Genomic DNA, 18,130 nt, shown 5'->3' on the forward strand with positions numbered 1-18,130 from the left:
ATAACTTAACCTGAGAAATTCACAATCCGCAGCTAGCGGCCATGAATTTGAGAAAGCATCTCGTTGTAGCGGCGCCATTCCTCGTCGTCGGTCTCCTCCGCGCGGCGGTCCGAGGCGGCCGTTTCCGCCTTATCCTCGCGCCACCACCGGATGAACAGCTCGCCGAAGACGATCACCAGCGGGAAGGAGCCGGACGCCCACGCGATGCCGCCGCCGTCCTTCTGCACTTTGAGCAGGTCCGGGTTCCAGGGCAGCTCCAGCGAGCGGTAGAAATCCTCGGCCATCACTGAGCCGAGCTGCATGAGGTAGACACCCATGAACAGGTGGAACGGCATGGACACCCACAGCCACAGCAGGCGCACCTTCGCGGTGGGGCGGCCTTGAATCTCGTCGGGGCCGATGAGCTCCCAAAAGTAGAGGTAGCCGGAGACGAGGAACACAGCGTTCATGATCACGTGCCCGGCGTGCTCGGAGATCATGAGCTCGTAGAACGGCTGGATCACGTACATGGCGTAGAAGAACACCAAAAACTGGATGGTGGACACCGGCGAGAACGTCACCACGCGCAGGAACTTTGAACGCTGAAAGCTTTCGGCCCACAGGCGCGGGTTGAACTCGCCGGCCGGGTACGCCTCGCGCACAAGTGTCAGCGGCGCGCCGAGCACCAGAAACACCGGCACGCCCATGGACAGGATCATGTGCACCGTCATGTGCGCCGAGTAGGAAGCGGGCATGTGCATGCCCATGCCGGAGCTCAGCGTGACGACGAGCGTTGCGCAGCCCAGCAACCACCACAGCGTGCGCGCAACAGGCCACCCCTCCACCCGGCGGACCAGGTGCAGGTAATAGGCTGCCAACAGGATCGCAATCACGCTGAACAACAGCTCCGGACGCCAGGTGGTCAGCCAGTTGGTCCAGGTCAGCGGCTCGGTGAGGTTGTAGCCCATCTGGATCTGCATGCGGGTTAAGTTCGGGTCCAGCGGCGGCGGGGGCGGGGTGCGGCCGAGCGTGACCGCCAAGCCGGAAATCGCCGCCATGATGAGCACCTCTCCCGCGGCGAGGCGGGTAAATGCGCGCGGTTGGGTGTGAAGCTGCGGGATGGTGCGCTCACGGTGGACAAAGCCGATCATGCCGAGAACGATGATGCCGACGGTCTTGATAATCAGCACCCAGCCGTAGTTGTACTGCGTCAGGTCCTCTAGGCGCACCCGCACCAGCGCGTTGACCACACCAGAGACGGCCATGGCCAGGATGGAAAACAGCGCGATGCGTGAGTAGCGCTGGGTGGCGGCGGGAAGGCCGGGGCCGCGTCGTAAAGCATGTGCGACAAGCGCCATCAGCCCGCCGACCCAAAGCAGCATGGCCACGAGGTGCCAGATCAGCGAGTTGGTGCCGAAGTCGTGCGCGCCGCCGGTGGCCGAGTGGCCCGTCAGCGCGATCGGCATGACCACCACAATCGCGCCGAGGAACAGCCAGACCTGGGACCACCAGCTGGTCGCGGCGTACCCCAACGCCGCGACGACCGCCGCAAACGCCGCGACGATGAGCCACACGCGCGCGTCCGCCACTTGGTCCAGCGCCTGCGACCACGCGGCCGCCTCGAACAGGACGGTGTTGAGGGGCTGGCCGGAGACGTCGGAAAGCACCAGCGGAATCATGACCAGGCCAATCAGCGCGATGCCCGCGCTGGCGTGGGCGCCGGTGCGCGAGGCGAGGTGCCCGTCCACGGTCAGGCGCGCGCCGTTGAGGTCCTCTTGGGTCTGCTTCGGCGCGATGAGGAAAGCCGAGAGCAGAAACGAGCCCGTCGCCAGCGCCATGAGCAGCCACGCGACGCCGCGCAGCGCTGGGAGACCCACCGTGGTGGCCGCGCCCGGGTCCGGAATGCCCAGCTCCGCGAGCGAACCGCCCGAGAACGCCTCCCCCACCGCGCCTGCGACAACCGCCGCGATGGCGAACGCGGCCAAATACAGCGGCCAAGCGGGGGCAATGGTGCGAGTGCGTGCAGGTGCATTCATGCCGCATACCCTACTTTCGCGCTGGGCTGAGCCATAACTACAATCAGCCGGTATTGCCCCCATAGCTCAGTGGATTAGAGCATCCGGTTTCTACCCGGCTGGTCGCGGGTTCGAATCCTGCTGGGGGCGCAAATTGCCGCCTTGAGCACTCAATATCGCGGGTAGATAGCCCACTGCAATAAGTAGACAATAACCATGGGCGCCCCGCAGAGACTGGCAATCACGTAAATGGTCCTAACCGTGTTGGCGGAGGTTCCGTAGGTTTCAGCTACTCCAGCACAGACCCCTGCTATGAGCTTGCCCTCTTCGACTCGGTGCCATTTTTCTCGCTGGGACATTATGAAACTCCGTACCGCGCTGCCGGTTTTCGCAAGATTTTACATAAAGCGAGACGCTGGCAATAAGTCTGCAACCTGCGCGTTGATTCTCGTCCGCGAACCCCGATCGTCAACTTTTACGAGAGCACCCCTTCGCTTAACAACGTCATTCGCCCGCCCACCGCGAATTTGAGACACATTTCTCACACTGTGGTACATTCACAATCATTCAATGAGATATTTATCTCGCACAGTGGAATGAAAGGACGGGCGATGACTACCAGCGTCGAACACCACCCCACTCCCCAACCGGCGGCACCCGCCGCGCTCCGGGAGACCACCCCGGAGGAGCGCCGTCGCGTCAAGATCGCGTCCACAATCGGCACGACGATCGAGTTTTACGACTTCTACGCCTACGCCACCGCAGCCGTGGCCGTCTTCCCGTTCCTGTTCTTCCCTAAGTCGGAGTCCAGCACGGTGGCCCTTTTGTCATCGTTTGCCACGTTTGGCCTGGCATTCATTGCCCGCCCACTGGGCTCGGTGCTGTTCGGCCACTTCGGCGACAAGGTCGGCCGCAAGGCCACCCTGGTCGGCGCGCTGCTGACCATGGGCATCGCCACCTTCATCATCGGTCTTTTGCCCACCTACGCGCAGGCCGGCATCTGGGCCCCGGCGCTGCTGGCCCTGATGCGCTTTTGCCAGGGTCTGGGCCTGGGCGGCGAGTGGTCCGGCGCGGCCTTGCTGTCCACAGAAACAGCCGCTAAGGGCCGCCGCACCTGGGCCGGCATGTGGCCGCAGCTGGGCGCGCCGTTCGGTTTCCTGCTGGCCAACGGTCTGTTCCTGATCCTGGTCACGGTACTGGGCCACACCTCCGGCGATTTCGAGGGCGCGTTCATGGCATGGGGCTGGCGCATCCCGTTCCTACTGTCCATCGTGATGGTCATTATCGGCCTGTGGGTGCGCCTGCAGGTTGAGGAGACCCCGGTGTTCCAGCAGGTGGAACAGTCCGACCAGAAGGCCGCCTCCCCGTTGGCCGAAGTGTTCAAGACCGCCTGGAAGCCCCTGATCCAGGGCACGTTCATCATGGTCGGCTGCTACACACTGTTCTACATCGTGACCACTTGGTTTTTGTCCTACGGCATCGGCTCCGCCGAAGAGGGCGTGGGCCTGGGCATCGAGTACCCGACCTTCCTCAAGCTGCAGCTGGTATGCATCTTCGGCTTCATCCTGGGCATCCCGGTCTCGGCGCACTTGGCCGACACGTACGGCCGTCGCCCGACGCTGGGTCTGACATCCGCGGCGATCATCGTCTACGGCTTGAGCTTCAAGTGGCTGCTCAACCCGGAGACGTTCACCATGGTTTCCTTAGGTGTCTTCCTGTTCATCGGCATGATCCTGATGGGCTTCATCTTCGGGCCGATGTCGGCGATTTTGCCGGAGCTGTTCCCCTCCAACGTGCGCTACACCGGCTCCGGCATCGCCTACAACGTCTCCTCGATTCTGGGCGCGGCGATCGCCCCGTTCATCGCGACGGCACTCAACGCCCAGTACGGCCCGAAGGCGGTGGGCTACTACCTGGTGGTTGTCACCGCGATTTCCCTGGTGGCGATTCTCTCTGCACACGAGACCAAGGACCAGGAGATGCACGAAATTTAAAACCCTTGCTTTCCATGCCGGCAAGTGACACACTTGCGTACATGGAAAGCAACCAGCCGCCGCAAACGCAGATCTCCCAAGAAGAAGCCCGCGCCGCCCTCGAACAGATCGACGGGATCGAGCACAACACCCAGCACAAACACACACCACCGTGGGCTTACGCCATCCTCGGCACCAGTTTCGGCGTCACGATCGCCGGCACGATCATCGGCTGGAAGTACTGGTGGGTGCTGTTCGTACTCATCGTCGTCGCCTGCATCGCGCTCGTCGTCTGGGACAACAATCGCAACGTACGCCCGAGCATGAAGCAGCCGCTGCAGGAAGACCCGAAGCCGAACTGGGCCGCCGCACTTGCTCCAATGCTCGTCTTTCCGCTGACCTGGCTGGTCCCCGAGGGCAGCGTGGTCGGCGGGACCATCGCCGGCGTAATCACGGCGGTCATATTCACGGCCGTCATGATCCACGAAAGCAGGAACCGATGAGCGCCCTTAAAATCGACCCTGTCATCCACCCCCTGGCGCGGCTGAAGATTTGTGCGGCGCTGTACGGGGCGGGAGCCGTCGAGAAGCAAACGTCCCGGCACGAGATGCGCTTCAGCTCGCTGCGAGACAAAACCGACCTGTCGGATTCGGCCCTGTCGAAGCAGCTGGACAGGCTGGAGGAGCACGGCTACGTCACGCGCTTCCGCGAGTACGGCTCCACTCGCGCGAAGGACACGGTGTGGGTCACGCTCACCGCAACGGGCGCGCATGCCTTTGAAAACCACACGGCCGCGTTGCGCGAGATCGCGGGCGGGTAGATTCGTCCCCATGAGTTTTCCCGCACCTGCACCCGGCGCGTTCGCGCTGATCACCGGCGCGAGCCAAGGCATCGGCGAGGCCATCGCACGCCAGCTCGCCGCTGAAGGCCACAACATCATCCTTGTGGCGAGGCGCCAAGAGGTACTGCAAAAGCTTGGCGACGAGCTCTCGCTCGCCCACGGCATCGATGTCGAAATCTTCGCCGGGGACCTGTCCAAGGCGCGCGACGTGGACGCCCTGATTGAGCACATCGCTAACCGCACTGTTTCGATCTGCGTGAACTCGGCAGGCATAGCCAGCTTCGGACCGTTCATGGCCCAGGACTGGGAGTACGAGACGAACCAGTTCAACCTCAACGCCACGGCGGTGTTCCGCGTTACCAAGGCGGTGCTGGACCAGATGGTGCCGCGCGGCGAGGGCGCGTTGTGCAACGTCGGCTCCGCCGCCGGCAACCTGCCCATCCCGAACAACGCCACCTACGTGTTCACCAAGGCCGGCGTGAACCAGTTCACCGAGGCGCTGCACTACGAGCTCAAAGATTCCGGCGTGCACGTCACACTGCTCGCGCCCGGCCCGGTGCGCGAGGCGTACATCCCGGAAGAAGAGCAGTCCATCGTGGACAAGGTCGTGCCGGATTTCTTATGGACCACTTACGAGTCCTGCGCCGCCGACACGATCAACGCGATGCGCAAGAACCGTCGCCGCATCGTGCCCGGCCCGCTTTCCAAGGCCATGGATGTGGTCTCCAACTACGCCCCGCGCGGGTGGCTGCCGCCGATCATGGGCAAGTTCTACGCACAGATGGGAGAGGAATAGATGGACATCGCCGCCAAAGACAACCGCATCGTCTGGGTGGATCTGGAGATGACAGGGCTGGATCCCTCCCGCCACGTCATCGTGGAGGTCGCGGCCCTGGTCACGGACGCTGAGCTGAACATTATCGACGAAGGCGTGGACCTGGTCGTGCACGCCACCGACGCCGAGCTCGCCGAAATGGACGACTTTGTCACCCAGATGCACTCCGACAACGGGCTGCTGGACGACATCAAGGCGTCCACGGTCAGCATCGAGGAGGCGGAAGGTGCGGTGCTCGAGCTCGTGGAGAAGCATTGCGATCCTGCCCACCCCGCACCGCTTGCAGGCAACTCGATCGCCACCGACCGCACGTTCATCAAGGCGCAGATGCCGCGCCTCGACGCCGCGCTGCACTACCGCATGATCGACGTGTCCACGGTCAAGGAGCTGTCGCGCCGCTGGTTCCCCAAGGCTTACTTCAACCAGCCGCAAAAGGGCATGGCACACCGCGCACTGGCGGACATCGTGGAGTCCATCCGCGAGCTGGATTACTACCGCCGCGCGGTGTTCGTGCCCGCCCCCGGGCCGGATACGGAGGCCGCCGTTGATGCGGCCGCAGGCGCAACCGACGCCTACCAGCCGTTTTTGTGAAAACACGGTGAGGGGCTAAGGTGGTTCCCGCTGCAAAAACAGCGATGGTGGCTGTAGTTCAGCTGGTAGAGCACCAGGTTGTGATCCTGGGTGTCGCGGGTTCGAGTCCCGTCAGCCACCCCAAAGTTTAAGGCCTGGCCTGCGGATTCGCGGGCCAGGTCTTCGTCGTTGGCGCCTGGTTGGTCCCTGGTTTGGTCGCCCGGGTTGCGGCTGCGGGTGTCCCGTTTTGGCAACGTGGCAAATATTTGCCACATTGCCAAAACAGCACTCCCCTACTCGTACAGCGGATCCTCCGAACCGCCGGAGCGCTGCTCCCAATCGAGGTTCCAGTACCCCAGGCCGTCGTAAGGCGTGAGCGTGCCCCCGGCGGTGTTCTTCACCACCACCGGGTCGCCGCGCTTAACAAAGTTCTGGAACCACTGCGCGTTGTCATAGGAGGCGTTGATGCAGCCGTGCGACTGGTTGTAGCTGCCCATCGCGCCGAGCGCCCACGGGGCGGAGTGCAGGTAGATGCCGGAGTAGGACAGCTGCGTGGCGTAGTCCACCGGCGTGACGTAGCCACCGGCGTCCAGCGCTAGGCCGAAGGAGCGCGAATCCATGGTCAGCTTCTCGTGCTCGTCGCCGACCACATACACCCCGTTGGGGGTGTCGTACTGGCCGTCGGTGCCCAGCGAAATCGGGAACTCCTTGACCAGCTCGTCGCCCGAGTACACGCGCAGCATCTTGTCGGCGTTGTCCACCACGGCCTCCACTTTGTCGCCAATGGTGAAGTTGGTCTCGTTGTCCCCGCCGCCGTAGAGGCCCTTGCCGAGCTTCTCGCCGTAGATGTCCACCTTCACGCTGACTTCGGTGCCGGGCTCCCAGTAGTCCTTGGGTCGCCAGCGCACCTCGTAGGGGTCCAGCCAGAAGAACGCACCTTCGGTGTCGTTGGAGGTCTCCACATCGATGTGCTCCTCCATCGCCTTGGTGTCTTGCACGGGGCTATCGAAGCGGATGGTCACGGCCTGGGCCACGCCGACAGTCGCGCCGTCCAGCGGGCCGATGTAGGAATTCACCGTCGCGTCCGGGGTCAGCGTAGTAAACGAAGAGACCACCTTTTGGCCTTCCTTGTCCCGCGCTTCCACGGTGTAGGTGCGGCCGTAGCCGAGCGGCTCGGTGACGGACCACTCAGACTTGTCGTCGCCGAATTCGCCCTCGACCTCTTTGCCGGCCTCGTTGGTCATGGTCACCGAGGACAACCCGGCAGCGGCGGTCACCGTAATCGGATCCAGCGGCGCGACTCCAGTCTCCCCGTTTGCCACGTTGACTTTGGGTGGGCGCGGCGAGGCCTTCTCGGTGGTCTTTTCCACCAGCGAAGCGTCAGAGGTGTGCGCGGCCGGCTCTAGCCTGCCGGTGTCCCCGATGGTGCACGACGCAAGCGTCGCCGCTGCTGCTACCAGCGCACAGGCGCGTACCACTTGACGGACCACGGCTTACCCCTCAATTCTCTGGACAACACTGAGTTTGCGAATCCCCCACACTCTATCCCCTTACCAGCCAAAGTCCACTATTGTCGCCCGCGTTTCTACGCACATTGCCTATCGACGAATTCTTGCACCTGACCAGCCGATTTCACGCTGAGACAAGTGGGTGCTACAGTTTCTTTTCGTTGCCGAGAGCAACAGAGAAAAACAAAATACGCGCCATTAGCTCAATTGGCAGAGCAACTGACTCTTAATCAGTGGGTTCGGGGTTCGATTCCCTGATGGCGCACAACCGCGACGAGGCCAGCAGGAATGTTACCTGCTGGCCTCGTTTTGTTCTGTGCGGAAAACCTGGCGGAGCACCTACGTCCATTTCCGAAGGCCACACCCCGCCGGTGAAGTGCGCCCACTGCCCGTCCCCTGAGAGTAGGCTTAAGCCCATGAAGACAGCATTAGTGATCGTGGACGTGCAGAACGACTTCTGCCCCGGCGGTGCCCTGGCAACCGCGCGCGGCGACGAAGTGGCGTCCAAAATCGCCGAACTGATCTCCACCGCGGACAGCCGCACTCACGAGTACGACTACGTCGTGGCCACTCAGGACTGGCACATCGACCCGGGCGCGCACTTCTCGGAGACGCCCGACTTCGTGGATTCGTGGCCGCCGCACTGCGTGGCTGATTCCTACGGCGCGCAGGTTCGCGGGCCGGTGAAGACCGATCTGATCGACCAGTTTTTCAAGAAGGGCCATTTCACCGCCGCCTACTCGGGCTTCGAGGGTGTCAACGGCAACGACGAGCTGCTGGCGGACTGGCTGCGCGCGCAGGGTGTCTCCCGCCTGGATGTCTGCGGCATCGCCACCGACCACTGCGTGCGCGCGACTGTCCTGGACGCACTCAAAGAGGGCTTCAAGGTCAAGGTGCTGCGGGGCATGTGTTCGCCTGTCGACGATAAACGCGGCGCCGACGCGCTCCAGGAAATGATCGACGCCGGCGCGGAGCTGGTTTAGCCAGCCTTAAGGCGTGTAGCCGAGCAGCTCTTCCATTTCACCCATCTCGGCAGTTTGTACCTCGATCATTTCTTTCGCCATCTCGCGCAGCGGCTCGTACCCGCCGCGGTCCACCTCATCCTGCGTCATCTTGATCACGTGGTTGTGGTGGAAGTGCATCATCTCTAAAAACGCGGTGCGCAGCTCGTCGCCGCGCAGCGCCTCGAACTGCTCAAGCTGCTCCGGGTGAAACATGCCGTTGGCGATGTGGGTGGAGTGGTGCTCCATGTCCTTTTCAATGCCCCACTCGTCCGCCCAAGCGCGCATCTGCTCATTCTCGCGCTCCTGGCCGTCTTTGATGCGCTGTGCGAGGTCACGGACCTTAGCGTCGTCCACGTCCGAACCCAGCAGCACGTCCGACATGTCGATTGCCTGCTGGTGGTGCGGCACCATCATGCCCAGGAAGTGGACGTCGGTGTCGTTGTAGCCCGCCTGCCCGTCTGCGGAGGTGGAAGTCTCGGGGGTAAACGCGGCGCGTAGCGACGGCCCCGCGAACGTCAGCGTCAACGCCAGCGCCGCAATCACCGCAACCGCGATCCACAGCGGTTTCTTACTGGGACGCATCTCTTCGAGTTCCGGATCATGCTCGGTCTGCGCATGCTCATTCGTCATTGGTATGCCCTTTCTGCTTTGCTTGATCGTAACCCAAAAACCGCGCCGACACACTGCGTTTTATGCAGCGTATCGGCGCGGTGGGAATGGAAACTCAGCTATACCGCCGTCGATTAGCGGTTGGCGAGAAGCTTCTGCAGCTCCTTGAGCTCGCTCTTGCGCTTGCGACCGTTGTACGCCTTGATGCTGATCAGAGCTGCGATACCGGCAACAACGCCGCCGATGACCTTCTGCACAGTGGGATCCTGCAGCCAGTTAGCGGCCTCAGACTTCGCGCTGCCGGCCAGGGTCTTCGGGTTGGTACGGTCCGCGAGCTCGTCCAGGGTGCTGGCGAGCTGGTTGCGGGTGCGCTCGAGGTCGCGCTCGATATCGTGAATGTCTCGTGCCACTTTGGGAAACTCCTACGTCTACGTTGACTTTTACAGACTCACGTCTTTTCGTCTCCACAGTAGTGTAAAACGGGGAAGCATGACTGAGTCGATGAGATTGGACAAGGGCGACACCGCCCCCGCTTTCACCCTGAAAAACGACCGCGGCGAAGACATCTCGCTCGCCGACTTCGCTGGCCAGCGCGTCATCGTCTACTTCTACCCGAAGGCCAACACCCCCGGCTGCACCACCGAGGCATGCGACTTCACCGACAGCATGGAGCAGTTCCGCGACGCCTCCGTGACTGTGCTCGGCATCAGCCCCGACCCGGAGGACAAGCTGGCCAAGTTCCGCGCCGACCACGAGCTGGGAGTGGAGCTGCTCTCCGATCCGACGAAGGAGACGATGGAGGCCTACGGCGCCTTCGGCGAGAAGAAGAACTACGGCAAGGTGGTCCAAGGCGTGATCCGCTCGACGTTCCTGGTCAGCGTGGACGACGCCGGCAAGGGCACGATCGATCACGCCCAGTACAACGTCAAGGCCACCGGGCACGTGGGCCGCATCCTGCGCGACTGGGATATCTAGCCCCCGAAAAGTGGTGCGCCCGGAGAGACTTGAACTCTCACGCCATAAGGCACTGGAACCTAAATCCAGCGCGTCTGCCAATTCCGCCACGGGCGCGTCAATCGTTGAATGTTACACCGCCTGCTGCGGCGGGCGGTAACCCATCGTTGCGCGGCATCAAACTTTCGTTTGGTGTTTGCGCGCTGCCGGGTAGACTGACCAGCTGTGAGCGAAGAGAACAAGGCAGTTGAGAGCGCTGAGACGGTGCCCCAACGCGAGCGCGTCCGCGTGCGCTGGTGGCACATCGTGCTGCTGGTCGCAGCAGCCGTGACCTGTCTCCTGCTCGCCAACTGGCAGTGGGAGCGCTACCAGTCGGGCTCGGGAACGTTCCAAAACCTGGGCTACGCCCTGCAGTGGCCGTGCTTCGCGGCGTTTTTCGTCTACGCCTACCGCGTGGGTATGCGCATGGAAAACGACAAGATCGACGCCGAAAACGCCAGCCTGACCATGGACGACCTCTACGAGGCCGACCTTGCCAAGTACGGCGAGGTGAAGGAACCCACGGCGATCGACGAGGACTTCCTCCCCTCTCGCCCCGAGCTGGACGTGGAGGAATACAACAAGCTTGTAGCCCCGCGCAGAAGAACGAACATTGAAGGTAAAGGTGAATCAGCATGACGCAGCCCGCCCCGCAGACCCAGCCCGCCCAGCCCGCGCGCATCCACCCGGAGCGCCAGCGCCGCGTGAAGCAGGCACTGCAATTTTTCACCGTCACCGCATGGATCACCGGTGTGCTGCTGCTCCTGCTCGTCGCGCGCATGATCATGCAGTACGGCTTGGACATGAACGTCGACTACCTGTCCTGGGTCGCCCGCGTGCACGGCTTCGCGTTCGTGGCGTTTTTGATGGCGTCGCTGAACCTCGGTTCTAAAGCCCGTTGGTCTGCGGGCACCTGGATCGCCACGGCCCTTTCGGGTGTGGTGCCGTTTATGTCCTTCGTCATTGAGGGTAAGCGCCGCAATGAAGTGAAGGAGAAGTTCCAGCTTTCCTAAGCACCAACAAAGGCCCGGCAGCACTCGTCTGCCGGGCCTTTTGCTTTGCGACGTCTACTTCTCGCCGGTCTTGGTTAGCACCATCACGCCGACCTTTTCAGCTGGCCCGTTGTCCGGGCTCAGCGTGAGGGTGTCGCCGCTGCGCTCGGCGTCGTATTCAAGGTCCTGGTGGGTCAGGGGATCCTCGAGCTTGAACTCCTTGTCGTCGCGCAGGCAGTTCGCCTCGTTGGTTTCACCGTCGGTCTCGGTCATCTGCCAGTCGCAGTCCTTGCCGTCGATAGTGATGGTGGCGTGGCCTCCACCCTTGCCTTCCTGGGTGGAGGTGATCTCGCCGGTCCACTCGCCGTCAAAATCGCCCTTCTGGCCGCAGCCGGTCAAAAGCGCGCCGGAGGCGAGAACAGTGCCTACAAGTGCAATCGTCTTTTTCATCATTGCCCCACTGTAACGAATTGCGTCAGCGCAGGGCCGCAATGTGTGGGGCGAGCGCGCGAAGCGCCTTGCCGCGATGGGAGCGTGCGTTCTTCTCCTCAGGCGTGAGTTCGGCGGAGGAGCGACCGTCGGCATCGGCGGGTTGGAACAGCGGGTCGTAGCCGAAGCCGTTCTCGCCACGCGGCTCGCGCAGCAGTTCGCCCTCCCAGCGGCCCTCGGCGGTGAATTCCTGCCCGTCTGGGGCGGCCAGGGCACAGCAGGACACGAACGCGGCGGCTCGCTCGTTGATGTCCGCCATTTGGGCTAGCAAAAGGTCGTTGTTGGCCTGATCGCCGCCGTGGTTGCCGGACCAGCGGGCGGACAGGATGCCCGGCATGCCGTTGAGCGCCTTGACGGACAGGCCGGAATCGTCGGCAACGCAGGGCAAACCGGTGGCTTTTGCTCCGGCACGGGCCTTCAATAGGGCGTTGTCCACGAAGGTGAGTCCGTCTTCGACGGGGTCGGGGTACGGCGGAGCGTCGTGAAGCGAGACAAGCTCCACCCCTTCAATGTTGAGCTCGCGGAGCACCTGCTCGAGCTCGCGGACCTTACCTTGGTTCCTAGAGGCGACGAGGACTTTTACCATCCCAGCGCCGCCTTCTGCGCTGCGATGAGCTCCTCGCAGCCCTTGGCCGCGACATCCAGCATCTCACCGAGCTGCTCGCGGCCGAAAAGGCCGTGCTCGCCGGTGCCCTGAATCTCCACGAAGTTTCCGCCCTCCTGCATCACCACATTCAGGTCGACCTCGGCGCGGGAGTCCTCCTCGTAGGGCAGGTCCAGGCACACGTGGCCGTCGATAATGCCAGCGGAAACCGCGGCAATGGGCTTGAGCAGCGGTTCGCCCGGGACCACGCCGCGCTCTTTGAGCACCGCGATGGCGTCCGCGAGCGCGACATACGCGCCGGTGATGGAGGCGGTGCGGGTGCCGCCGTCGGCCTGCAGCACATCGCAGTCCAGCTGAATGGTGTTCTCGCCGAGCTGGCTCAAATCCACAGCTGCGCGAAGCGAGCGGCCCACCAGGCGCGAGATCTCGTGAGTGCGGCCTTTGACCTTGCCCTTCATGGACTCGCGCGGCATGCGGTCATGCGTTGCGGAAGGCAGCATGGCGTACTCGGCGGTCAGCCACCCCTCGCCAGAATCCTTCTTAAAGCGGGGCACACCCTCCTCCACGGAGGCGGTGCACATCACACGGGTGTTGCCGAACTCCACCAGCACGCTGCCGGCGGGGTTTGAGGTGAAGCCGCGGGTGATGCGCACGGGGCGCAGTTGATCGAAGGCGCGGCCGTCCAGGCGCGAAAAATCAGTCATGTGCCCAAGGGTAACGCAGGTGCCTACAGCTCGAAGGTGGCGCCGGCGGTGCCCAGGACGATCTCGCCGTCGAACTCGGTGCGGGCGGCTGCGAGGACCTCGTCCGGGTCGGTCCACGGCTGGATGTGCACCAGCACCAGGGTTTGCACGTCGGCCTCGCGGGCGATCCGACCGGCCTCCTTGCCGGACAGGTGCATGCCCTCAGCCTTGCCCTCGGAGGTCGCGCCCCAGGCGGCTTCGCACAGGAAGAGGTCGGCGGCGCGGGCGGCGTCGATAAGCGTTGGCGCGAACCCGGAATCCCCGGAGAAGGTGATGACCTTGCCGGAGGCGTCCTCGATGCGCAGCGCGTGGGACTCCTGCGCCGGGTGGACCACATCAAACGGGGTGATGGTCAGCCCGCTGAGCTGCTCCGGCTGCCCGGTACGCCAGGTGGTGAACTCGAAGGTGTCCGAAAAGTCGTCCTGCTCCCCCGGCGCGTCCGCGCTCATGCGGCCCAGGTGCTCCGGCGCGTACGAGGGGCCGATCAGCCTGTGGCGCTGCTCCGCCGGGGCTGTGGGGTGGTAACGGCGCCACACAAGCAGCGACGGGAAGTCCGAGCAGTGATCGGCGTGGAGATGGCTGAAGATGACGTGCGCCGCAGACGGGTCGAACCGCTCCTGCATGGCGGCGAGCGCTCCCGGACCGAAGTCCATCACCACATCCGTTTCACCAGGTACGGAGATGACGTAGGAGGAAGCTGGGTTACCGGGCGCGGCCAGGCTCCCGGAGCACCCGAGGATGGTCAACTGCATGGACACACTCTGCCATGAATGGCGCACATTTTCCTAGTGAATTCTCAAATCGCGGCCCACGGCGTGCACCGGAGGTGCCAGGAAGCGGCGGGCGAGCGCGTCAAAGGTGTCAGGGTCACCGGTGGATTCGAAGATGTGGGTGGGGGCGGACGTGCCGTCGTTAAGCATGTCGCCCTCAGTGAGTACTCGGAGCACATCCTTAGAGGTCTCCTCGGCCGAGGAGACGAGCGCGACCTCATCGCCGATGGCCAGCTGGATCACACCCGACAGCAGCGGGTAGTGGGTGCAGCCGAGCACGAGCGTATCCACGCCCGCCTCGCGCAGTGGTGCCACGTAGCCGCTGGCGACCTCGAGGACCTCCCTGCCGGAGGTTTTGCCCTGCTCTACAAACGGCACGAACTCCGGGCATGCCTGGGCGGTGACCTCCAGGCCCGGGTGAATGGAAAACAGGTCCTGGTAGGCGCCGGACTTCACCGTGCCTTCGGTGCCGATCACGCCGATTTTCCTGTTGCGGGTGGTCGCGATCGCCCGGCGCACGGCCGGCTGGATCACCTCGATGACCGGGATGTCGTAGCGCTCGCGGGCGTCGTGCAAGAACGCCGCGGTGGCGGTGTTGCAGGCGATGACCAGCATCTTGCAGCCGCGCTCCACCAGCTCGTCGGCAATGCGCTGCGAATGCGCACGTACGTCCGCGATCGGCTGCGGGCCGTAAGGGCCGTGGGCGGTGTCGCCGATATAGATCAGGGATTCGCCCGGCAGCTGGTCCATCACCGCACGGGCGACGGTCAGGCCGCCGACGCCGGAATCGAAGAGCCCGATCGGTGCTGAATTTGGGTTGCCGGCGAAAGTATCCACGCCGGAAATCCTATCGCTGCCCTGGAGGCTGCAATGAACGCGCTTTGGCCTCGCGCTTCGCCACCAGCTCCGGCGGGTCGTCGGAGGTGATCACCATGCCAGCGATAAACCCGCCGATAGCGCCGAACAGGTGAGCCTGCCAGCTCACACCCTCCGTGCCCGGCAGCAGCCCGAAGATCAGGCCGGAGTAGAAAAAGCCGAGTACGACGCCGGTGATGATCTGGCTGATAGAGCGGTTGAAAAAGCCACGGATGATCAGATACGCCAACCAGCCGTACACCAGGCCGGACGCGCCGATGTGGTTCGTGCCCACACCACCCAGCAGCCAGGTGCCAAGGCCGCCGATGATCACCACAAACGTGGTGACCTCCCAGAACACCCGCTTACCCGAATACCCCACCAGGAACGCGAAAATTGCGCCGGGGATCGAGTTGGAGATGATGTGCTCCAGGTTCGCGTGCAACAGCGGCGAGGTGAAGATCAACGGCAGGGAAGACACGTCCAGCGGGTGGATGCCAAACGCCTGCAACCACGGGAACACCAGCTCCAGGATGAACACAACCCAGATCGTGGCAAGGAAGCCGCCGGCGAGATTCAGGCCCGTGCTGCGCTGCGCCTTTCGCTTCGGCACCCGTTTCGTTCCGCGGGTTTGGTTGTATTGGGGCTGGCCGTTACGGCCCTGCTGCTGCTGCTGCGGGGTCGCGTACGGGTTGTACGGCTGGACGGGCTCGCTAAACGCCGGCTGCTGCCACTCCGGGTGCGAGAACGGTCGCTGGAACGGCTTCCCGTAACCCGGCTGCCCGGTCTGGCCGTAGCCCCAGCCCTCGGGGGTGTGGTTGTGATCGCTCATCGTGGTTGAAGTCTAGCGGGTTCGCCGATTGTGGGCCGGGCTGTGACGCGGCGGTGCTGCGCCTGTCTTTGCGTCAAACCCTGAGTACGGGATCCAGAGCATGGCCAGTTTTGGGCCATACTCTGGATCCCGTACTCAGGGTCTGCGGAGGGATGTGGGGAGGGGGTCTGCGGAGGGTCCTGCTGCGGTGGCCGACCGGAGGGCGTCGAAAAGCTGCGGGCGTACCAGCTAGCCCATGAGAGCTTCGAGGAGAGAGTCCTGGCAATAGGCCAACCAGTCGATCAGGCGCTGGCGGTCCTCGCGCGCGGCCTCGCTGCCGGAATCGTCCGCGGAGGCGTACAGGCGCATGTCGTTGAGCGCGGCGATGAACTGGTGGGCCTCGCCCTCTTCGATGGCCACCTCCACGCCGCCGGTGGGGCCGAGCGCGGCGTTGATCACCTGCAGGTTGACCAGCTTGGCCTTGATGATGTCGTTTTCGTGCAGGCTGCGCAGCAGGCCGTTGTCGCCGTCGAACTCCTCGTCGCCCTCGCGCTCGAAATCGGGCAGAAGGCGCGCCAGGCGCGGGTCCTCAGGCGCCTCGGTGTGCCCGGTGGCGACGCCGAGCATCTCCGCGAACTCGTCCTTCGGCGCGGACTGAGCGCGTGCGATCAGCGCCTCGGACACGGTGGCGGTGAGGTCGCCGATGACCTCGCGCTCCATCGGGTCAAAAACGGTGGTGTACTTCGGCGTCGAGCGCATCAGGCCCTTCTTTTTACGCCACGGCTGCATGAATCTCCCCTACCCTGCCTGCTGCATCGTGGCCCACAGGCCCGCGGTGTGCAGCTTCTTCACGTCGGTTTCCACCTTGTCCTTCTCGCCCGAGGACACCACGGCCTTGCCCTCGGTGTGGACCTGCATCATCAGCTCGGTGGCGCGCTTGCGGTCATACCCCAGCACGGTCTGGAACACGTAGGTGACGTAGCTCATCAGGTTGACTGGGTCATCCCACACGATGCACAGCCACGGCAGGTTCTCGCTCGTGGCCACGTCCACGTCAAGGGCCTCGTCCAACTCCGGGGTTGCCAGCGGCGAACCCATGCGCTGCGCACGGCTGGCCGCAGGAAAATCGGCTGAGGAAAACATGTGCACCACCTTACCTTCTCGTACCAGCAGGGTACGCTGGCTCACCATGAACGACACTCCCACGCACTCCACCGGCACGCAGGGCTCCACCGCGTTTTTCACGGACATGTACGAGCTGACCATGCTCGATGCCGCCATCAAGGACGGCACCGCACAGCGCGACTGTGTTTTCGAGGTCTTCGGCCGCCGCATGCCTAACGAGCGCCGCTACGGCGTGGTCGCTGGCACCGAGCGGGTGCTCGACGCGATCACCAAGTTCCGCTTCACCAAGGACCAGCTGGACACCGCGGACTTCCTCTCCCCTGAGGCGCGCGAGTACCTGGAAAACTACAAGTTCTCCGGGCAGATCGACGGCTACCGCGAGGGCGAACTGTACTTCCCGTACTCGCCGATCATGACGGTGCGCGGCACGTTCGCGGAGTGCGTGATCTTAGAGACGGTCCTTTTGTCCATCCTCAACTCCGATTCCGCCGTCGCCTCAGCAGCGTCGCGCATGGTCTCTGCCGCGGACGGGCGCCCGATCATCGAGATGGGCTCGCGCCGCACCAACGAGCAGGCGGCCGTCTCCGCCGCGCGCGCGACCTACATCGCCGGCTTCAACGCCACCTCCAACATGGAGGCCTCCCTGCGCTACGGCATCCCCGCCTCCGGCACCTCCGCCCACTCCTGGACGCTGTTGCACGTGGACGAGGACGGCAACCCGGACGAGAAGGCCGCGTTCAGGGGCCAAATCGACTCCCTCGGGGTGGACACCACGCTGCTGGTGGACACCTACGACATCACCAAGGGCGTGGAAAACGCGCTCGAGGTCGGCGGCACCGAGCTGGGTGCGGTGCGCATCGACTCTGGCGATTTGGGCATCGTCTCTAGGCGGGTGCGCAAGCAGCTGGACGAGGCCGGGGCGTTCAACACCCGCATCATCGTCAGTTCTGACCTGGACGAATTCGCCATTGCTGGCCTGCGCGGCGATCCGGTGGACGGATTCGGCGTGGGCACCTCCGTGGTCACCGGCTCCGGCGCGCCCACCGCGGGCCTGGTGTACAAGCTGGTGGAGGTGGACGGCCACCCCGTGGCCAAGCGCTCCTCCGGCAAAGTCACCTACGGTGGCGGCAAGACCGCCCTGCGCGCGTACCGCTCCTCCGGCGTGGCCGTCGGCGAGGTTATCCACCCGCTCGGTGTGGACGTGCCGCGCAAGCCGAACCTGGAGTACCGCGAGATGACGGTGCCGCTGATCCGCGACGGCGAAATCGTGGACGGCCAGCCCGGCATCGAGGAGATCCGCGAGCTGCACGCGGCCGCCCGCAAGACGCTGCCGTGGGAGGGCCTGGCCCTATCGCGCGGCGAGGTGGCCATCCCGACGAAGTTCGTCGGCTTCCCGGAGCCCACCGAGTAGTCC

General features: G+C 63.9%; 23 protein-coding genes and 4 tRNA genes. 13 read left to right on the top strand and 14 right to left on the bottom strand.

Going from position 1 to position 18,130, the window contains the following annotated elements; all coding sequences use genetic code 11:
- Window positions 1-32 precede the first annotated feature (32 nt).
- On the bottom strand, window positions 33-2,015 hold the full coding sequence (locus tag CAFEA_RS08830) for a bifunctional copper resistance protein CopD/cytochrome c oxidase assembly protein (RefSeq protein WP_063937873.1): 1,983 nt from the start codon (window positions 2,013-2,015) through the stop codon (window positions 33-35).
- A gap of 55 nt (window positions 2,016-2,070) precedes the next feature.
- Between CAFEA_RS08830 and CAFEA_RS08835 the strand changes: the two genes are divergently transcribed.
- Window positions 2,071-2,144 (top strand) — tRNA-Arg (locus CAFEA_RS08835).
- 20 nt (window positions 2,145-2,164) lie between these two features.
- Here CAFEA_RS08835 and CAFEA_RS08840 read toward each other — a convergent pair.
- Window positions 2,165-2,353 carry a PspC domain-containing protein gene (locus CAFEA_RS08840; protein ID WP_074431983.1) on the bottom strand — a complete coding sequence of 63 codons (189 nt, stop codon included), beginning with the start codon at window positions 2,351-2,353 and terminating at the stop codon, window positions 2,165-2,167.
- A gap of 252 nt (window positions 2,354-2,605) precedes the next feature.
- Between CAFEA_RS08840 and CAFEA_RS08845 the strand changes: the two genes are divergently transcribed.
- The 6 genes from CAFEA_RS08845 to CAFEA_RS08870 all read left to right on the top strand — a co-directional run bounded on the left by CAFEA_RS08845 (window position 2,606) and on the right by CAFEA_RS08870 (window position 6,357).
- Window positions 2,606-3,988: an MFS transporter gene (locus tag CAFEA_RS08845; protein ID WP_082855678.1), complete on the top strand. Its 1,383-nt coding sequence runs from the start codon at window positions 2,606-2,608 to the stop codon at window positions 3,986-3,988.
- Between the two features lie 41 nt (window positions 3,989-4,029).
- A complete protein-coding gene (locus CAFEA_RS08850) occupies window positions 4,030-4,470 on the top strand; it encodes a hypothetical protein (RefSeq protein ID WP_076590047.1) in 441 nt (146 codons plus the stop codon).
- Complete coding sequence (locus tag CAFEA_RS08855) at window positions 4,467-4,787, top strand: transcriptional regulator (protein ID WP_063937869.1); 321 nt, start codon at window positions 4,467-4,469, stop codon at window positions 4,785-4,787. Before CAFEA_RS08850 ends, CAFEA_RS08855 begins: the two co-directional genes overlap by 4 nt.
- Before the next feature lie 10 nt (window positions 4,788-4,797).
- Window positions 4,798-5,604, top strand: a complete 807-nt coding sequence (cmrA, locus tag CAFEA_RS08860; protein WP_063937867.1) for a mycolate reductase — start codon at window positions 4,798-4,800, stop codon at window positions 5,602-5,604.
- Complete coding sequence (orn, locus tag CAFEA_RS08865) at window positions 5,605-6,234, top strand: oligoribonuclease (protein ID WP_063937865.1); 630 nt, start codon at window positions 5,605-5,607, stop codon at window positions 6,232-6,234.
- 47 nt (window positions 6,235-6,281) lie between these two features.
- A tRNA-His gene (locus CAFEA_RS08870) sits at window positions 6,282-6,357 on the top strand.
- Window positions 6,358-6,506: 149 nt separating this feature from the next.
- On the opposite strand, the gene CAFEA_RS08875 is transcribed toward CAFEA_RS08870, so the two are convergent.
- Window positions 6,507-7,703, bottom strand: coding sequence for a L,D-transpeptidase (locus CAFEA_RS08875; RefSeq protein ID WP_063937863.1), 1,197 nt, complete (start codon window positions 7,701-7,703; stop codon window positions 6,507-6,509).
- 210 nt (window positions 7,704-7,913) lie between these two features.
- Between CAFEA_RS08875 and CAFEA_RS08880 the strand changes: the two genes are divergently transcribed.
- Window positions 7,914-7,986, top strand: a tRNA-Lys gene (locus CAFEA_RS08880).
- 151 nt (window positions 7,987-8,137) lie between these two features.
- On the top strand, window positions 8,138-8,704 hold the full coding sequence (locus CAFEA_RS08885; RefSeq protein WP_063937861.1) for an isochorismatase family protein: 567 nt from the start codon (window positions 8,138-8,140) through the stop codon (window positions 8,702-8,704).
- Window positions 8,705-8,710: 6 nt separating this feature from the next.
- Here CAFEA_RS08885 and CAFEA_RS08890 read toward each other — a convergent pair whose 3' ends face one another.
- Both CAFEA_RS08890 and CAFEA_RS08895 read right to left on the bottom strand, forming a co-directional pair.
- Window positions 8,711-9,355 carry a DUF305 domain-containing protein gene (locus CAFEA_RS08890; RefSeq protein WP_253704981.1) on the bottom strand — a complete coding sequence of 215 codons (645 nt, stop codon included), beginning with the start codon at window positions 9,353-9,355 and terminating at the stop codon, window positions 8,711-8,713.
- A gap of 113 nt (window positions 9,356-9,468) precedes the next feature.
- Window positions 9,469-9,744, bottom strand: a complete 276-nt coding sequence (locus CAFEA_RS08895) for a DUF3618 domain-containing protein (RefSeq protein ID WP_034998105.1) — start codon at window positions 9,742-9,744, stop codon at window positions 9,469-9,471.
- Window positions 9,745-9,823: 79 nt separating this feature from the next.
- Here CAFEA_RS08895 and bcp point away from each other — a divergent pair, with 79 nt between their 5' ends.
- Window positions 9,824-10,309 (top strand): thioredoxin-dependent thiol peroxidase, encoded by a 486-nt coding sequence (bcp, locus tag CAFEA_RS08900; RefSeq protein WP_063937859.1) that lies wholly within the window; start codon window positions 9,824-9,826, stop codon window positions 10,307-10,309.
- Window positions 10,310-10,320: 11 nt separating this feature from the next.
- On the opposite strand, the gene CAFEA_RS08905 is transcribed toward bcp, so the two are convergent.
- Window positions 10,321-10,405 (bottom strand) — tRNA-Leu (locus tag CAFEA_RS08905).
- A gap of 108 nt (window positions 10,406-10,513) precedes the next feature.
- On the opposite strand from CAFEA_RS08905, the gene CAFEA_RS08910 reads away from it, so the two are divergent.
- On the top strand, window positions 10,514-10,966 hold the full coding sequence (locus CAFEA_RS08910) for a hypothetical protein (RefSeq protein WP_172796723.1): 453 nt from the start codon (window positions 10,514-10,516) through the stop codon (window positions 10,964-10,966).
- On the top strand, window positions 10,963-11,340 hold the full coding sequence (locus CAFEA_RS08915) for a DUF3817 domain-containing protein (protein WP_051106315.1): 378 nt from the start codon (window positions 10,963-10,965) through the stop codon (window positions 11,338-11,340). Before CAFEA_RS08910 ends, CAFEA_RS08915 begins: the two co-directional genes overlap by 4 nt.
- Before the next feature lie 54 nt (window positions 11,341-11,394).
- Here CAFEA_RS08915 and lptM read toward each other — a convergent pair whose 3' ends face one another.
- From lptM to clpS, 8 genes are all read right to left on the bottom strand, one after another.
- Window positions 11,395-11,769 (bottom strand): LPS translocon maturation chaperone LptM, encoded by a 375-nt coding sequence (gene lptM, locus CAFEA_RS08920; RefSeq protein WP_253704979.1) that lies wholly within the window; start codon window positions 11,767-11,769, stop codon window positions 11,395-11,397.
- A 25-nt stretch (window positions 11,770-11,794) separates the two neighbouring features.
- On the bottom strand, window positions 11,795-12,394 hold the full coding sequence (rdgB, locus tag CAFEA_RS08925) for an RdgB/HAM1 family non-canonical purine NTP pyrophosphatase (RefSeq protein WP_063937855.1): 600 nt from the start codon (window positions 12,392-12,394) through the stop codon (window positions 11,795-11,797).
- Window positions 12,388-13,116 carry a ribonuclease PH gene (rph, locus tag CAFEA_RS08930; RefSeq protein ID WP_034998096.1) on the bottom strand — a complete coding sequence of 243 codons (729 nt, stop codon included), beginning with the start codon at window positions 13,114-13,116 and terminating at the stop codon, window positions 12,388-12,390. The genes rdgB and rph overlap by 7 nt, the downstream gene beginning before the upstream one ends.
- A gap of 23 nt (window positions 13,117-13,139) precedes the next feature.
- Window positions 13,140-13,907, bottom strand: a complete 768-nt coding sequence (locus CAFEA_RS08935; RefSeq protein ID WP_063937853.1) for an MBL fold metallo-hydrolase — start codon at window positions 13,905-13,907, stop codon at window positions 13,140-13,142.
- Between the two features lie 33 nt (window positions 13,908-13,940).
- Window positions 13,941-14,762 (bottom strand): glutamate racemase, encoded by an 822-nt coding sequence (gene murI / locus CAFEA_RS08940; protein WP_253704977.1) that lies wholly within the window; start codon window positions 14,760-14,762, stop codon window positions 13,941-13,943.
- A 10-nt stretch (window positions 14,763-14,772) separates the two neighbouring features.
- Window positions 14,773-15,612 (bottom strand): rhomboid family intramembrane serine protease, encoded by an 840-nt coding sequence (locus CAFEA_RS08945; RefSeq protein ID WP_082855677.1) that lies wholly within the window; start codon window positions 15,610-15,612, stop codon window positions 14,773-14,775.
- Window positions 15,613-15,840: 228 nt separating this feature from the next.
- Window positions 15,841-16,380, bottom strand: coding sequence for a DUF2017 domain-containing protein (locus CAFEA_RS08950; RefSeq protein ID WP_063937849.1), 540 nt, complete (start codon window positions 16,378-16,380; stop codon window positions 15,841-15,843).
- A 9-nt stretch (window positions 16,381-16,389) separates the two neighbouring features.
- Window positions 16,390-16,689 carry an ATP-dependent Clp protease adapter ClpS gene (clpS, locus tag CAFEA_RS08955; protein WP_034999101.1) on the bottom strand — a complete coding sequence of 100 codons (300 nt, stop codon included), beginning with the start codon at window positions 16,687-16,689 and terminating at the stop codon, window positions 16,390-16,392.
- Window positions 16,690-16,780: 91 nt separating this feature from the next.
- Here clpS and CAFEA_RS08960 point away from each other — a divergent pair, with 91 nt between their 5' ends.
- Window positions 16,781-18,127: a nicotinate phosphoribosyltransferase gene (locus tag CAFEA_RS08960; protein WP_063937847.1), complete on the top strand. Its 1,347-nt coding sequence runs from the start codon at window positions 16,781-16,783 to the stop codon at window positions 18,125-18,127.
- Window positions 18,128-18,130: the final 3 nt, after the last annotated feature.

Source organism: Corynebacterium afermentans subsp. afermentans (genome assembly GCF_030408355.1).
In the GTDB taxonomy this organism is placed as follows: domain Bacteria; phylum Actinomycetota; class Actinomycetes; order Mycobacteriales; family Mycobacteriaceae; genus Corynebacterium; species Corynebacterium afermentans.

Coding starts and splice junctions, on each gene's coding strand:
- CAFEA_RS08830 (WP_063937873.1), bottom strand. CDS start 2,015: ATGAATGCACCTGCACGCACTCGCACCATTGCCCCCGCTTGGCCGCTG.
- CAFEA_RS08840 (WP_074431983.1), bottom strand. CDS start 2,353: ATGTCCCAGCGAGAAAAATGGCACCGAGTCGAAGAGGGCAAGCTCATA.
- CAFEA_RS08845 (WP_082855678.1), top strand. CDS start 2,606: ATGACTACCAGCGTCGAACACCACCCCACTCCCCAACCGGCGGCACCC.
- CAFEA_RS08850 (WP_076590047.1), top strand. CDS start 4,030: ATGGAAAGCAACCAGCCGCCGCAAACGCAGATCTCCCAAGAAGAAGCC.
- CAFEA_RS08855 (WP_063937869.1), top strand. CDS start 4,467: ATGAGCGCCCTTAAAATCGACCCTGTCATCCACCCCCTGGCGCGGCTG.
- cmrA (WP_063937867.1), top strand. CDS start 4,798: ATGAGTTTTCCCGCACCTGCACCCGGCGCGTTCGCGCTGATCACCGGC.
- orn (WP_063937865.1), top strand. CDS start 5,605: ATGGACATCGCCGCCAAAGACAACCGCATCGTCTGGGTGGATCTGGAG.
- CAFEA_RS08885 (WP_063937861.1), top strand. CDS start 8,138: ATGAAGACAGCATTAGTGATCGTGGACGTGCAGAACGACTTCTGCCCC.
- CAFEA_RS08890 (WP_253704981.1), bottom strand. CDS start 9,355: ATGACGAATGAGCATGCGCAGACCGAGCATGATCCGGAACTCGAAGAG.
- bcp (WP_063937859.1), top strand. CDS start 9,824: ATGACTGAGTCGATGAGATTGGACAAGGGCGACACCGCCCCCGCTTTC.
- CAFEA_RS08915 (WP_051106315.1), top strand. CDS start 10,963: ATGACGCAGCCCGCCCCGCAGACCCAGCCCGCCCAGCCCGCGCGCATC.
- lptM (WP_253704979.1), bottom strand. CDS start 11,769: ATGAAAAAGACGATTGCACTTGTAGGCACTGTTCTCGCCTCCGGCGCG.
- rdgB (WP_063937855.1), bottom strand. CDS start 12,394: ATGGTAAAAGTCCTCGTCGCCTCTAGGAACCAAGGTAAGGTCCGCGAG.
- rph (WP_034998096.1), bottom strand. CDS start 13,116: ATGACTGATTTTTCGCGCCTGGACGGCCGCGCCTTCGATCAACTGCGC.
- CAFEA_RS08935 (WP_063937853.1), bottom strand. CDS start 13,907: ATGCAGTTGACCATCCTCGGGTGCTCCGGGAGCCTGGCCGCGCCCGGT.
- CAFEA_RS08945 (WP_082855677.1), bottom strand. CDS start 15,612: ATGAGCGATCACAACCACACCCCCGAGGGCTGGGGCTACGGCCAGACC.
- CAFEA_RS08950 (WP_063937849.1), bottom strand. CDS start 16,380: ATGCAGCCGTGGCGTAAAAAGAAGGGCCTGATGCGCTCGACGCCGAAG.
- clpS (WP_034999101.1), bottom strand. CDS start 16,689: ATGGGTTCGCCGCTGGCAACCCCGGAGTTGGACGAGGCCCTTGACGTG.
- CAFEA_RS08960 (WP_063937847.1), top strand. CDS start 16,781: ATGAACGACACTCCCACGCACTCCACCGGCACGCAGGGCTCCACCGCG.